Source organism: Trinickia sp., from assembly GCF_057351765.1.
Map to the genome: position 1 here is coordinate 85,047 of NZ_JBMRBK010000069.1, position 13,751 is coordinate 98,797.

General features: G+C 62.5%; 13 protein-coding genes and 1 tRNA gene. 7 read left to right on the forward strand and 7 right to left on the reverse strand.

The features are described 5' to 3' along the window. Nucleotides 1–17: 17 nt before the first annotated feature. Both ACO1XS_RS18680 and ACO1XS_RS18685 read right to left on the reverse strand, forming a co-directional pair. A complete protein-coding gene (locus ACO1XS_RS18680) occupies nt 18–599 on the reverse strand; it encodes a peptidylprolyl isomerase (protein WP_486391371.1) in 582 nt (193 codons plus the stop codon). A gap of 37 nt (nt 600–636) precedes the next feature. After that, the gene (locus ACO1XS_RS18685; protein ID WP_331574204.1) at nt 637–1,335 is read right to left on the reverse strand and encodes a tetratricopeptide repeat protein; all 699 of its coding nucleotides are present in this window, start codon (nt 1,333–1,335) and stop codon (nt 637–639) included. A gap of 204 nt (nt 1,336–1,539) precedes the next feature. On the opposite strand from ACO1XS_RS18685, the gene cysS reads away from it, so the two are divergent. The 6 genes from cysS (at nt 1,540) to ACO1XS_RS18715 (ending at nt 8,303) form a co-directional block, all read left to right on the forward strand. Further along, nucleotides 1,540–2,934 (forward strand): cysteine--tRNA ligase, encoded by a 1,395-nt coding sequence (gene cysS / locus ACO1XS_RS18690; protein WP_331574205.1) that lies wholly within the window; start codon nt 1,540–1,542, stop codon nt 2,932–2,934. A gap of 44 nt (nt 2,935–2,978) precedes the next feature. Next, nucleotides 2,979–3,863 (forward strand): DNA-3-methyladenine glycosylase family protein, encoded by an 885-nt coding sequence (locus tag ACO1XS_RS18695; protein WP_440562646.1) that lies wholly within the window; start codon nt 2,979–2,981, stop codon nt 3,861–3,863. Nucleotides 3,864–3,962: 99 nt separating this feature from the next. Beyond that, entirely contained in the window at nt 3,963–4,934 is a 972-nt protein-coding gene (locus ACO1XS_RS18700) for an acetyl-CoA carboxylase carboxyltransferase subunit alpha (protein WP_331574208.1), read from the forward strand. A 65-nt stretch (nt 4,935–4,999) separates the two neighbouring features. Then, complete coding sequence (tilS, locus tag ACO1XS_RS18705; RefSeq protein WP_331574210.1) at nt 5,000–6,436, forward strand: tRNA lysidine(34) synthetase TilS; 1,437 nt, start codon at nt 5,000–5,002, stop codon at nt 6,434–6,436. 337 nt (nt 6,437–6,773) lie between these two features. Then, a complete protein-coding gene (locus ACO1XS_RS18710; protein ID WP_331574212.1) occupies nt 6,774–8,024 on the forward strand; it encodes an aspartate kinase in 1,251 nt (416 codons plus the stop codon). A gap of 185 nt (nt 8,025–8,209) precedes the next feature. Next, nucleotides 8,210–8,303 (forward strand) — tRNA-Ser (locus tag ACO1XS_RS18715). Between the two features lie 160 nt (nt 8,304–8,463). Here ACO1XS_RS18715 and ACO1XS_RS18720 read toward each other — a convergent pair. The 5 genes from ACO1XS_RS18720 to ACO1XS_RS18740 form a co-directional block, all read right to left on the reverse strand. Then, a complete protein-coding gene (locus ACO1XS_RS18720) occupies nt 8,464–9,156 on the reverse strand; it encodes an SGNH/GDSL hydrolase family protein (protein ID WP_331574214.1) in 693 nt (230 codons plus the stop codon). A gap of 41 nt (nt 9,157–9,197) precedes the next feature. Beyond that, entirely contained in the window at nt 9,198–9,482 is a 285-nt protein-coding gene (locus ACO1XS_RS18725) for an AzlD domain-containing protein (RefSeq protein WP_331574216.1), read from the reverse strand. An 85-nt stretch (nt 9,483–9,567) separates the two neighbouring features. After that, entirely contained in the window at nt 9,568–10,590 is a 1,023-nt protein-coding gene (locus tag ACO1XS_RS18730; protein WP_486391372.1) for a nucleotidyl transferase AbiEii/AbiGii toxin family protein, read from the reverse strand. Then, nucleotides 10,583–11,179 carry a DUF6088 family protein gene (locus ACO1XS_RS18735; protein WP_331574220.1) on the reverse strand — a complete coding sequence of 199 codons (597 nt, stop codon included), beginning with the start codon at nt 11,177–11,179 and terminating at the stop codon, nt 10,583–10,585. The genes ACO1XS_RS18730 and ACO1XS_RS18735 overlap by 8 nt, the downstream gene beginning before the upstream one ends. A 348-nt stretch (nt 11,180–11,527) precedes the next feature. Continuing rightward, nucleotides 11,528–12,988, reverse strand: a complete 1,461-nt coding sequence (locus tag ACO1XS_RS18740; protein WP_486391373.1) for an efflux transporter outer membrane subunit — start codon at nt 12,986–12,988, stop codon at nt 11,528–11,530. Between the two features lie 89 nt (nt 12,989–13,077). Between ACO1XS_RS18740 and ACO1XS_RS18745 the strand changes: the two genes are divergently transcribed. Beyond that, a complete protein-coding gene (locus tag ACO1XS_RS18745) occupies nt 13,078–13,689 on the forward strand; it encodes a TetR/AcrR family transcriptional regulator (protein WP_486391374.1) in 612 nt (203 codons plus the stop codon). Nucleotides 13,690–13,751 lie beyond the last annotated feature (62 nt).

Sequence of the window (13,751 nt, forward strand, 5' to 3'; positions counted from 1 at the left end):
CGGCGGCGGGTGGAGCGTTATTTCGAAACGACGCTTGCCGACTCGATCACGATCGGTTTTTGCGGCACATCGGCCATCGGGCCGCGCGTCGTGGTGGGGGTGGCCTCGATTTTCTTCACGACATCCATGCCCGAGACGACCTTGCCGAAGACGGCATAGCCGTTGCCATCCGGTTTCGGATAGTCGAGCCCGTCGTTGTCGACCGTATTGATGAAGAACTGGGCGGTAGCCGAGTTCGGATCGCTCGTGCGCGCCATCGCGATCGTTCCCGCTACGTTCTTCAGACCGTTGCGGCTTTCGAGCGGGATCGGCGCACGCGTCGGTTTTTCCTCATAGCCGGTGGTGAAGCCGCCGCCTTGAACCATGAAGCCGCGAATCACGCGGTGGAAGATCGTGCCGCTGTACTGGCCGGATTTGACGTAGTCGAGAAAGTTCGCGACCGTCTTCGGCGCTTTGTCGGGATAGAGCTCGACGCGGATATCGCCCTCGCTCGTCTTCAACAGCACTTGCGGGTGCGCGGCGGAAGAAGCCGTTTGCGCGAGCGCGGGCGCACTCGCGATCAGAGCGGCGCTGCCTAGCGCCAACCAGAAGCGTTTCATGAGCATCCTCATGCGTGGAAAAAAAGAAAAACCGCGCTCAGTTCGACGGCGCGATGTAAGGGGCGGGCGCAAACGGACTCGGGGAACCTGTCGTGAGCGGAGGGGCGTCGGGCGCCGCGACCGTCGACGCGGGGGCCGCCGTTGCCGCGGCGCGTGCTAGCGGCTTTTTCGCGGCGCGCGGGGCGACGATGCGTTCGATATCGGCAAGGCGCGCGTTCGTTGCGCCGCTCGTGCGGCCGAGCCGTTGCGCGCGCTTGTAGGCTTCGGCCGACATCCGCAGATAAAGATCGCCCAGATTCTCGTAGGCAAGGCCATACCCGGGATTCGCCTTGACCGCCGTTTCGAGCGCGACGCGCGCGTCGTCGTAGCGACCAGCTTTCGCGTAGAGCGCCGCGAGATTGTTGTAAGGCTCAGGCAGTTCGGGGTACGCCTGAGTGAGTTCGACGAATTGTTCGATGGCCTCGCTATCGCGATTCAAATGTGCGAGTACGGTGCCGCGTTTGAATTTTGCTTGCGCGTCGCGCGGGTTCGATGCGATTCGCGCGTCGAGCTCGGAGAGGGCCGCATTCCAATTTTGCGCCGCGATGGACGAGTCGGCTTGCGGCGTCTCGTCGCGCGTCGCGTGCGTGGTTTGCGCATGCGACGCCGTGGCCGGCAATACCGCGAGAGCAACGCCGAAGAGGGCGATGGCGGCGAGGGCCGCGATGCGCTCGGTGCGGCCGCTTGAAGGTTTCATAGGCTGAGGTCGAGATGTTATACTCCGGCCCATTCTAACAAAACGTTTGCTCGTTTCATCGAACGGGCGAACGGTCTTCCGCCAGTCGTGGTCGTCCTTGCCCCGATCGCAGTCTGATCGCGGCGCCGAGCGGTCACCCGCCCGCCGCGCCGCCTGCGCGTCGCCCATCTCGCGGGGATGGCTCGGGGCTCGCTCATCGTCTCTATGGAATCACTGCGCATCTACAACACGCTCGCGCGTGACAAGCAAGCTTTCGTGCCGCGCCGTGCAGGCGAAGTACGGATGTACGTCTGCGGGATGACGGTCTACGACTACTGTCATGTCGGACACGCGCGCGTGATGGTGGTGTTCGATATCGTGCAACGCTGGCTACGCACGCTCGGATTTCGCGTGACCTATGTGCGCAACATCACCGACATCGACGACAAAATCATTCGGCGCGCAGTCGAAAACGGCGAACCGATCAAAGCATTGACCGACCGCTTCATCGCGGCGATGCACGAGGATGCCGATGCGCTTGGCGTCGCGCGCCCCGATCTCGAGCCGCGCGCGACCGATCACATTGCGCAGATGCTCGGCATGATCGAGAAGCTCGAGGCAAATGGCTATGCTTACCGCGCGAAGGATGGCGACGTCAATTACGCGGTGCGCAAATTCGCACATTACGGCGCGTTGTCGGGCAAGTCTCTCGAAGATCTGCGCGCGGGCGAGCGCGTTGCCGCGAACGAAGCGAAAGACGATCCGCTCGATTTCGCGCTGTGGAAACGTGCGAAGCCCGAAGAGCCGGCGGATTCCAGCTGGGATTCGGCGTACGGGCGCGGGCGCCCCGGCTGGCACATCGAATGTTCGGCCATGAGTTGCACGCTGCTCGGCGAACACTTCGATCTGCACGGCGGCGGTCAGGATCTGCAGTTTCCGCACCACGAGAACGAAATCGCACAAAGCGAGGGCGCGACGGGGCAGACGTTCGTCAACTACTGGATGCACAACGGGTTCGTTCAGATCGACAACGAGAAGATGTCGAAGTCCCTCGGCAACTTCTTTACGATTCGCGATGTTTTGGCGAAGTACGATCCCGAAGTCGTACGGTTTTTCATCGTGCGCGCGCACTATCGCTCGCCGCTCAATTACAGCGACGTGCACCTCGACGATGCGCGTGCTGCGCTCACGCGCCTTTACACGGCATTGAAGGACGTGGGTCCGGACGGGGCGCCGCTCGACTGGCATGAAGATCATGCCGTGCGGTTCCGCGCGGCCATGAATGACGACTTCAACACGCCGGTGGCCGTTGCCGTGCTCTTCGAGCTTGCGAACGTCGTCAATCGCACGCGCGACGCGGCGCTTGCACGGCAATTGCGTGAGCTCGCGCAAACGGTCGGGCTGCTTGGCCGCGAACCGCGCGTGTTCCTGCAGCAGGCGCAGGGCGGTGTTGGACTCGATTTAGACGAAGCGGCAATCGCGGCGAAAATCGCCGAACGTGCCGCTGCGAAGCAGGCGAAAAAGTATGCCGAGGCAGACCGGATTCGGGCCGAGTTGCTCGATGCCGGCGTTGCCCTTGAGGACAAACCGGGCGGGATCACCGAGTGGCGCCGCGTATGAACATGCATTGCGCGAAGCGCTAACCGACTCGTCAGGCAGGAGGCATGATGACAACGGCCAGGAAGGCGCCGGTCAAACGCGGCGTGACAGTGAAGCGCGCGTCGAAAGATGTGTCGAAGGCGGCGGCGAAGCCGAAGGCACCCGCTGCGCGCGGCGCGCGCGCTAAACCGAACGGTGCGTTGACCGAGGAAGGCGGCATTCAGGCTTTCGAGCGTGGCATCGACGACGGCGGTGAGGTCGTGCGCAAGACGCGCGCGGGCACGAGCGCTCAGGCGTCGGTGCCGGTCCAGATAGCCGGGCTCGAGCCCGCTGTGACTCGCCCCGCGTATTGGGACCGCGCGTGTGCCGATCTCGTCAAGCGCGATCGGATTCTCAAGCGCTTGATTCCGAAATTCGGTCCGGTGCATTTGATCAACGGCAGCGATCCGTTCGTCACGCTCGCGCGTGCCGTCGTCGGGCAGCAAATTTCGGTGCCCGCCGCTCAAGCCGTGTGGCGACGCATCGAACTCGCATGCCCGAAACTCGCTCCGCAACAGTTCACCCGTCTCGGGCACGAAAAGCTGACCGGATGCGGGCTGTCGAAGCGCAAGTCCGAATATCTGATCGACCTCGCTCAGCACTTCGTGTCCGGTGCCCTGCACGTCGACAAATGGATGTCGATGGAGGACGAAGCCGTCATTGCGGAGCTCACGCAGATCCGTGGCATCGGCCGATGGACCGCCGAGATGTTTCTCATCTTCAACTTGTCGCGCCCGGACGTTTTGCCGCTCGACGACCTCGGGCTCATTCGCGCGATCAGCGTCAATTATTTCAGCGGCGAGCCCGTCACGCGCAGCGAAGCGCGCGAAGTGGCGGCCAATTGGGAGCCGTGGCGTACCGTCGCGACCTGGTACATGTGGCGCAGCCTCGATGCTACGCCTGAGTCATAAAAAAACTATCGGCGGTTCATTTCGATAGATTCGAACGATTTTGACGTGGACGGTGGCGGTTAGAATACGCGCTGCCGAAAGCCCCCAGGATTGAGACCTATGAAAACGACGTTTCTGGATTTCGAACAGCCCATCGCAGAGCTCGAAGCCAAGATTGAAGAATTACGCTTCGTGCAGGACGATTCGGCTGTCGACATCTCGGAAGAAATCGAGCGGCTCTCGAAAAAGAGCCAGCAACTGACCAAAGACCTCTACGCCAATCTGACACCCTGGCAGGTTTCGCAGATCGCGCGGCATCCGCAGCGTCCTTACACGCTCGATTACGTCAACGAGCTTTTCACCGATTTTCACGAACTGCACGGCGATCGCGCGTTCGCGGACGATCAATCGATCGTGGGTGGTCTGGCGCGTTTCAACGGTCACCCATGCATGATCATCGGCCATCAGAAGGGGCGCGATACGAAGGAGCGCGCCGCGCGCAACTTCGGTATGCCGCGGCCCGAGGGCTATCGCAAGGCCGAACGGCTGATGCGTCTTGCCGAGAAGTTCGGACTCCCGCTTTTCACGTTCATCGATACACCGGGCGCTTATCCCGGCGTCGGAGCCGAAGAGCGAGGACAGTCCGAAGCGATCGGCCGCAATCTGTATGTGATGGCGGAGCTGAAGGTGCCCGTGATCGCAACGGTGATTGGGGAAGGCGGCTCGGGCGGCGCGTTGGCGATCGCCGTTGCCGACAGCGTGCTCATGCTGCAGTTCTCGACCTATTCCGTCATTTCGCCGGAAGGTTGCGCATCGATCCTGTGGAAGAGCGCGGCGAAGGCGCCCGAGGCGGCCGAAGCGCTCGGCTTGACGGCGCACCGGCTCAAAGCGCTCGGGCTCATCGACAAAATCGTCAACGAGCCGCTGGGCGGCGCGCATCGCGACGTGAAGGGCATGGCGGCATTCCTGCGCCGCGCGCTCGCCGATTCGCTGCGGCAGTTCCAGGGCATGAGCGTTCAGGACCTGCGCGAGCGCCGCTACGATCGGCTGATGGCGTATGGCAAATTCAAGGAGACGACGCCCGGCGCTTGAGTCGCGCATCGTCATGACATCCCGTTTCGAGCGCGTGCGAGCCGCGCGCCTTTCCGACTGAGCCCGTGACTTCTCTCGTCGATCCCGCCGCCGAGCGCATCGTTCTGGATGCGCTCGGCGGTGTGCTTTCGACCGTGCCGGGCGATGCGGCGATCGGTATCGCATTCAGCGGAGGCCTCGATTCCACCGTACTGCTGGATGCGGCCGTGCGTGTGGCCGGTCCGCAGCGCTGCATTGCGTTGCATGTTCATCACGGCCTGAGCCCGAATGCGAATCGGTGGCTGGCACATTGCGAGAGCACCGCGCGCGCGCTCGGTGCCGGTTTCGACGCCACCTATGTCGAAGTGCGCCGGCGGCCCGGAGAGAGTCTCGAAGCGGCTGCGCGCGATGCGCGCTATCGCGCGCTCGACGCCCTGTGTGCGCTGCATCGCGTGTCCATGTTGTGGCTTGCGCATCATGCCGACGATCAGGCGGAGACGGTGCTGCTGCAATTGTTGAGGGGCGCGGGGGTGGCCGGGCTGGCGGCGATGGCGCCGCATCGCGTTGAAGGGACGGCGACGATTGGGCGTGCGCGTCCTTTTCTTGCATTGCTGCGCGCGCAGCTCGAGCGCTATGCGCGTTCGCGCGAACTACGCTGGGTCGAGGACGAATCGAATGCGGACACCCGCTATGCGCGCAATGCGCTGCGTCACGATGTCATTCCCGCGCTGACCGTACATTTCCCGGGTTTTCGCGATGCGCTCGCGAGAACGGCTTCGCACGCGGCGAGTGCGCAACGTCTGCTCGACGATCTCGCGCAGATCGATCTGAAGGCAATCGGAAAGGACGACGGGCGTTCGCTTTCGAGGCGCGCACTGCTGGCGCTCGACGGTGCCCGGGCAGCGAATGCGATGCGCTGGTGGATGCGTGCGAACGGGCTGCCGGTACCGTCGGCGGCGCGGTTGAGCGAAATGTTGCGGCAAGTGCGCGAGGCGCGTGCCGAGCATGCCATGCGCGTGGACCATGCGGGCGCGCGATTGCGGCTTTACCGCGATGCCATCTACTGGGAAAGCGGCGAACCGAGCGTCCATTTCGAGGGGCAGGCGAGCGCATCGATCAAAGAGGCGTGCGAGCTCGTGTGGCGAAACGACGAAGTCTGGCGTTTGCCTCAGTGGCGGGGCTCGCTTGTTTTCGAGCCGGTTCCCGCGGGAGAGGCCGGAATCGACACCGTGCCCGAGGCGCTGCTTGCCAGCGCGCCGCTGACGGCCCGGCCGCGCACCGGTGGCGAGCGCATGCGCCGTGCACCCGGTGCGCCCGCCCGTACGCTCAAGAATCTCTTTCAGGAGGCGGGCGTGCCGGCCTGGCAACGCGACGTGCCGCTCATTTATCTCGGTGAGCGGCTGCTGTTCGTCCCGAACCTCGGCATCAACGGCGCATTCGCGACGGCGCCCCGCACGTCGGCGAGCGAGCGCGGTGGGCCGCGCCGGCGGCTCGAGTGGCGCGCCGATCTGCTCATTGCCTAAGCGCAGCGGGCCGCCGCCGCGGTCGAGCTTGTCTTTTATGCCCTGATCTAGTACGCTCGAACGCTTGTCCGCCCCGCTTTTGCACCCGCTTTTTGCAGTCAGTGCGCTTTTGCGCGAACGCTGCATTTTGCCGTGCGGCGGCGCGCGCGGCGCGTCGTGCCCCCCATCCGGTGTGTGCACTTCGGGTCCGCCGCGCGGCCCGGCGTACAACAACGCCACTCTCCACCGCCATCTTTCGTCGTCGTCGAGCGCTCACGAGGCCGCGTGACCGAACGGCATGTTCGCGGGTGCATTTTGGGGCGCGTCGGCGCGATTACTCTCCTAGTTCAGAACGACAATGGCACTCATCGTACATAAATACGGCGGCACTTCGATGGGCTCGGTGGAGCGCATCAAGAACGTTGCCAAGCGCGTCGCGAAATGGCGGCAGGCGGGCCACAAGTTGGTCGTCGTGCCTTCGGCCATGTCCGGCGAAACGAATCGCCTCCTTGGGCTTGCCAAGGAAATCTCGAGCCAGCCCGATCCGCGCGAGCTCGACGTCATCGCCGCGACTGGCGAGCAAGTCAGCGTGGGATTGTTGTCGATCGCGCTTCAGGACGCGGGCGTCGACGCCGTCAGTTATGCGGGCTGGCAGGTTCCTGTCAAAACGGACAGTGCGTTCACGAAGGCTCGCATCAGCGAGATCGACAGCGAGCGCATCATGCGCGATCTCGATGCCGGCAAGGTCGTCGTGATCACGGGCTTTCAGGGCGTCGATCCGGAAGGTCATATCACGACGCTCGGCCGTGGCGGCTCGGACACCTCGGCCGTGGCGATTGCCGCGGCGCTGGAAGCCGACGAGTGCCTGATTTTCACGGATGTGGACGGGGTCTATACGACGGATCCGCGCGTGGTCGAGGAAGCGCGCCGTCTCGACCGTGTGACGTTCGAAGAAATGCTGGAAATGGCGAGCCTGGGCTCGAAGGTGCTGCAGATCCGCTCGGTCGAGTTCGCCGGCAAGTACCGTGTCAAGACGCGCGTACTGTCCAGCCTGACCGATCCGATGATCGCGCTCGAAGAGGAAATGAACTCGGGCACGCTGATTACTTTTGAAGAAGACGAGACCATGGAAAAAGCAGTCATCTCCGGAATCGCGTTTCAGCGCGATGAGGCCCGCATTGCGGTGAGGGGTGTGCCCGACAAGCCGGGCATCGCTTATCAGATTCTCGGCCCGGTGGCGGATGCGAACATCGACGTCGACATGATCATTCAGAACCAGAGCGTGCAGGGCAAGACCGATTTCACGTTCACGGTGCCGCGCAGCGAGTATCAGCGCGCGATGGATATTCTCACCAACAGCGTGAAGGGACATATAAGCGCTGAGGAAGTCGTCGGCGATCCGAAGGTGTCGAAGGTTTCGGTGGTGGGCGTGGGCATGCGCTCGCACGTCGGCATCGCGAGCAAGATGTTCCGTACGCTGGCGGAAGAGGGCATCAATATCCAGATGATCGCGACTTCCGAAATCAAGATTTCGGTGCTCATCGACGAGAAGTACATGGAACTCGCCGTGCGCGCGCTTCATAAGGCGTTCGAACTCGATCAAGCCTGAGGGCGTGCTGTGCGAGTGAGCCCGGTTGCGGCCGGGCGGCGACGCGTCGTTGGATCGTCATGGGCGGCGGTGCGAGGATCAAAAGCGATGCGGAAAAAAGTGCATCGTAAAAATTGACCGATTCCGCTGTTCCCGCTATCATCTTGGACTCGTTGCGCTGCCTCCCGGCGCTAACGAACAGTTTGGGAGACGTGGCCGAGAGGTCGAAGGCACTCCCCTGCTAAGGGAGCATCTGGGCTAAAACCTGGATCGAGGGTTCGAATCCCTCCGTCTCCGCCATAAGCGGTGACAAAGCCCCGCGAGTTCTCGGACTCGCGGAGCTTTTCATTTTGGCCTCGGTCGGAGGAATAGACTGTTCGCTGTCAGCCTTAGCGCGTCGGTCACGCGATCAAAGGCAGAAATGCCGGGTTGAACCAAAAGTACCGACGTTATTCGTCGTTCACCGTCGCCGAATGTCCTCAGCTCCGACGAGCGCAGACTCTTCGCTATGCAGAGGTTGGAGCGCAACTTGGACGATGTCCGCCATGGCTTTGCCGAGCACCACATGCTGATCGGCGTCGAGGTGAATCCCGTCTCGGTGGCTCGTCGTCGTCACCGTCCCTGCGTCGAAAATCATGCAGCCGTGCGATCGTGCGATATCGCCGTACGCTTCTGCCAAACCGATGCACCGGCCTTCGCTGCCGAAGAATTTGGGCAGGACGGGGCCATCGGGAACCCTGATAGCCGGCGGCACGACGATCAACACGGGGGGCACGGGCATGCCGGGTTCTATAGGCGCACTGCGTATAGAATCGATCAATGCGCCGATGCCGTCTGCCGAATGCCGTACGGTGTTGTCGTGGACCGTCTGGAAATCGTTGGTGCCGAGCATCACGATCACCAAGTCGAGAGGCGAGTGCATTTCGATCACTTGCTCAATGCCTACGATGCCGTTGCGTCCGGGCTTGAAAGGATCGTCCCATGCTGTCCTGCGACCGTTCAGGCAGTTCTCGAACACGCGCATAGCGACTCCTCGCATACGCAGAGTGTTTTCCATCACGCCGGGCCAGCGCGCGTTGAACGCCAAGCGTTGACGGGTTTCGGGAACAATGCCCCAGGATAGCGAGTCGGCGTACACCAGAATCTGTTTCATATCGATTGCAGCCGGACAAATGAGCATGGGTGCGCCGGTTTTCAATAAACCATCTTCATGAGTTCGAGGGCCAGGATTCCACTCGATATCGTCATCCAGGTACTCGACGTGCGCCGATGGACTGCGAACGCGATCAGCAGGCCGACGACTTTTTCACTGGCCCGAACCGACCATACATGTTCCGCCGAGCTAAAGACGGCGGGTGCGATCACTGCCGCCATGGCAGCGATCGGCGCACTCCTTGAGACGCCAAGCCAGATCGTCGCAAACCGCGCACTTGCGAGCCAGCCACCCCAATTCCGGCTGAACCCCGCCCCCAATAGCAAGTAGCGTTGCAGGGTGCGTCTCCTGGTCTACTGGACCTGGTCGGCACGGGAGCGAGAAGAGCGCTTCGAGTATCGTGTTAATCAGTCACACGTCTCTTCTGTTTATCTTGCCTTCGAGGTCGGCGCATACCTGCATGAGCTGATCGAAGGTTGCAGCGTCGCCGAGCAATATTGCGTCATCCAACATGGCGCCGTAGTCGTCGGCAAGGGCTTTGCGCGCATCTCCTTCGGGAACGAGCCGTAGCTGTCCCTGCGCTGAGTTGGTGTAGTCGATGATCGTGCCGTTAGCGTCTTTCTCGATGAAGAAGATGGACTTGTGCTGGGCGACCATGGTCGAGACAGCGCGGTCGGACGCGACTTCGTCGAAGTACGCACTGCGTGCAATCGCAGCGAGATCATGCCAATGCCGGGCATAGCGTTCGCCACGGATACGGCCTTGTGCGCAGTACACGTGCGCCGCAGTCGCTTTCTCCCAGAAAGTCCGGGCGAGGCTCATGACCAGCGGTGAAGCTGTTGGAAACGACACCTCAGGTACATGTCCGTCGATGTCGCACGTGATCGGCATGATCTGATGCGGTTCTCCAGTAGCACGGGCACCAAATTCCAGCGTGACTACCGGTGCCACATAGCCAGTCCCCTCTGCGAGGGGAGGGTAACGCACGAATAACTTGTCGTTTTCTGGCCCGCCAAGCTCGACCTGTGCATCGAGGCCATCGCGTTCCAGCGATGCCTGAATGACGGGTTGGACGTTCGTTCTGATCCAATTCGGAAGCCGGTGGCGTACGGCTTGAGTCCATTTACTGGCTCGGCTGCGGCTGGATGGCAGTTCGTCACCGTCGCCAATCAGATCCGGTATCAGCTTGCGAATGTCGTAGGTCAGGTCAATGTCTTCGGAGAAGCGATCGATGATCTTGTAGGCCTTGGACAGGAAGGTACCGCCTTTGAAGGTGAGGTCGGCGGACAAGGGCGACTCGAAGAGCGCGCGCAGTGTCCACACGACCCATACATCCTTTTCAAGCAGGTGCGCAGGACGTCCCGTTTGATCGCGCGCGTATTCCAGTGCTTCGCGCCGATCGTCCGCGCTAAGACCGAAGAAGTACTCAGCCATGCGCAGCTTCCTGACCGATGGCCTGAGCCATCCACGACGGCAGGATAGCCCGGGCAGACGTCAGCGTTTGCCATTCCGTTGCCGGAAGGGTGCGGTGCAGTGCCGCTAGAGATCTGCCGGCATGTGTCGGCCCCATCCAGGCCAGCGCGCGCACCGCGGCGCCGGCGGGCCCGTTACCCAGCGCCAGCATCCAGCGGGGGGCGTGTTTGACCAGCAACTCCGAGCGTCCGAGTTTCAGCTTCCGGGTACGTCCCGACGTCACGTAGACCTCCCGCGTCGGCACCTGCTGGGTCAGGCCGAGTGCGTTCGCAGCACTGGCGCCGTGCGGGGCGATGGTTTCGCCGCTTTGCTCGGCCATGGCTTTCACGACCTTCCCCGGCGCAGGGGCGCGCGAGCCGAACCGGCTGGAGACGGGGGCGACATAGGTGCCGCGCGCCACGCGCATAAGCTTGCCGGCCTTGCTGAGGCGCGAAAACGCCTGGTCGACCGCAACGCGGCTTCCCAGATGCAGGAATTCCTTCGGCGACAGCACGCCGCCCTCGGGGAGAGACCGGGCGTGGAGCAGGATGGTTTCGGGGAGCGTGTTCATGGATACCTCACGTGTAAGGAATTATACACAGTTTCTGACATCAGGCATCAAGGCCGCGGCCGCAGGCTGGGGCAACGGCCCAGGCGCTTTTCGCCGGGCTTCGATGCGACGGGCGATTAAAATTTGTTGACGATATCAACGATGGGTTGATTGCCATCGCGGCTTCGTGGCAGTCTCGTGGGAACAATGGCGCCAGCCTCCTGGATCTGCCGATCCACCCAAGCTGGTGGGATCGCCACGGTGGCCAAATTCGCGTTCGGCCGCGAGAGATATCCATGCGCGCGTCTGTTCGTCAGGGAGTCCGGTGGACGCAGCGTTGGCGATGCCAGGTTTTGAGCGATGCGATGACTACTTGCTGGCTACGGCCTCGGAGCCGCGAGACTGCCAACCGCCGCCGAGTGCCTTGAAGGCCGCGACTGCTGCACGTGCCGATTCCGTCTGTGCCTGTGCTCGCTCATCGGAGGCGCGTAGCAAGCTTTCATCGGCTTGCAGGACTTCGATCAGGCTGACGACGCCTTTCTGATAGGCCGCGAACGAGGCCGTTCGCGCGCGGCCCAGCGAGTCGACGCCCTGAGCCAGGATAGCCGCCTGATCTTCGCGCTTGACGAGTGCCGAAAACGCATTCTCCACGTCCTCAGTAGCGTGGAGTGCGGCAAGCCGATACGCCGCCAACATCTCGGCCTCCTGGCCCTTGGCCTGGTCGATCTGCGCATTGATGCGGCCGAAGTCGAACAGCCGCCAGCGCAGGCCGAATACGCCGGCCGCTTGATTGGCGCCGCTCGTGAACAGATTGCCACTGGCCACGGAGGTCGCGCTGCCGATCAGCCCGCTTAGCGAGAGCTTGGGGTAGTACTCGGCGATGGCGGCGCCAATACGCGCATTGGATGCAGCGAGGCGGCGCTCGGCAACGATGAGGTCGGGGCGGCGTCTGAGCAATTCGCCCGGCGACCCCGTGGCCGCGATCTGCGGGGCGACCGGGATGTCGCGCGTTTCCATCAATTCCGCGTGGTGCGTGCCGGGTTGCGCGCCCACCATGACGTCGAGTGCGTTCATCGCTGCGTCCAGGCCCGTTTCGAGCACCGGGACCGAGGCCCGCACCTGAGCAAGCGCGCCTTCAGCCTGCTTGACCTGGAGTTCGGCCGCCAATCCTTTGCCATACAGAAGATTGATCGTCGAAAGCAGATCCTGCTGAGTTTGCACTTGCCGCTGCGCCACGTTCAGACGGGCTTGCAGGCCACGGATGGTGATGTAGATGTCGGCGGTTTGTGCGGCCACCGCCAATCGCGTGGCCGCGGCGCCGGCTTCGGAAGCCTGGTAGTCGGCAAGCGCCGCTTCTCGTCCGCGACGCAGGCCCCCGAACACGTCCACCTCCCAACTGGCGGTGAGATCGGCTTCGTATTGGTTGCCGTGGCGGTCAAAACCGGGCGTCGAATTCAAGATCCGCCCCAGCGGCGTTTCGACGGATTGGTAAACTCTCTCGGCCTGACCGCTGACATTGGCGGAGGGAAGCAACGCGGCATTCGCCGCGCCAAGTCCGGCGCGTGCCTGCGCGACGCGAGCGGAGGCCTGCGCGAGGTCGAGATTCTGTTCCAATGCAAGCGCGACGAATCGCGTCAGTTGCGGATCCCCGAACCCGGTCCACCACGTGGTCAGGTCGGCGCTCGCAGCCGCGTGCCGGTGATCGACCGCGGCCTGGCCCTGGAACTGCTCGGGCATGGATACGTCAGGCCGGACGTAATCGGGGCCGACCGCGCACCCTGTCAAGAGGCCGGCGGCGATGTACAAAGCAACGATGTGTCTGGGCAGCATGAGGGTTTCGCTCGCAATGATGTATTAGTGACTATAATACAAAAAAGTCACTAGTTGTTACTTCCTGAGGTTGGCACTAAGCTGGAGCTATGAAAAAAGCAATCCCTTCCCCCGTTCGCGGCCCGGCCGATCACGAGGTGCGCAATCAGATCGTGGCGGCCGCCACCGAGCACTTCAGCCGGTATGGCTACGAGAAAACGACCGTCTCCGACCTCGCCAAGGCGATCGGCTTCTCGAAGGCATACATCTACAAGTTCTTCGAGTCCAAGCAGGCGATTGGCGAAATGATCTGTGCGAACTGCCTGAGCCAGATCGAAACCGAGGTCAGGGCGGCTGTGGCGGAGGCCGAGCTGCCGCCGGAGAAGCTGCGGCGCATGTTCAAGGTCTTCACGCAGGCGAGCCTTCGCCTGTTTTTTCAGGACCGCAAGCTTTACGAGATCGCGGCATCGGCGGCCACTGAACAGTGGCAGGCCGCGCGTGCGTATGAGGAGCGCGTCCAGCAGTTGCTTCAGGAAGTCCTGCAAGAGGGCAGGCAGAGTGGGGACTTCGAGCGCAAAACGCCCCTGGACGAGACTGCCATGGCGATTTACCTCGTTCTGCGGCCGTACCTCAACCCGCTGCTGCTGCAGCACAGCTTCGATTACACCGATACGGCGCCGGCGCACCTGTCGAGCCTCGTCCTTCGCAGTCTGTCCCCATGAAATTTCGGTGTGACTATTGACTAATTTGGTCACTCGAACAATAATGAAAGCCGTCATCACTT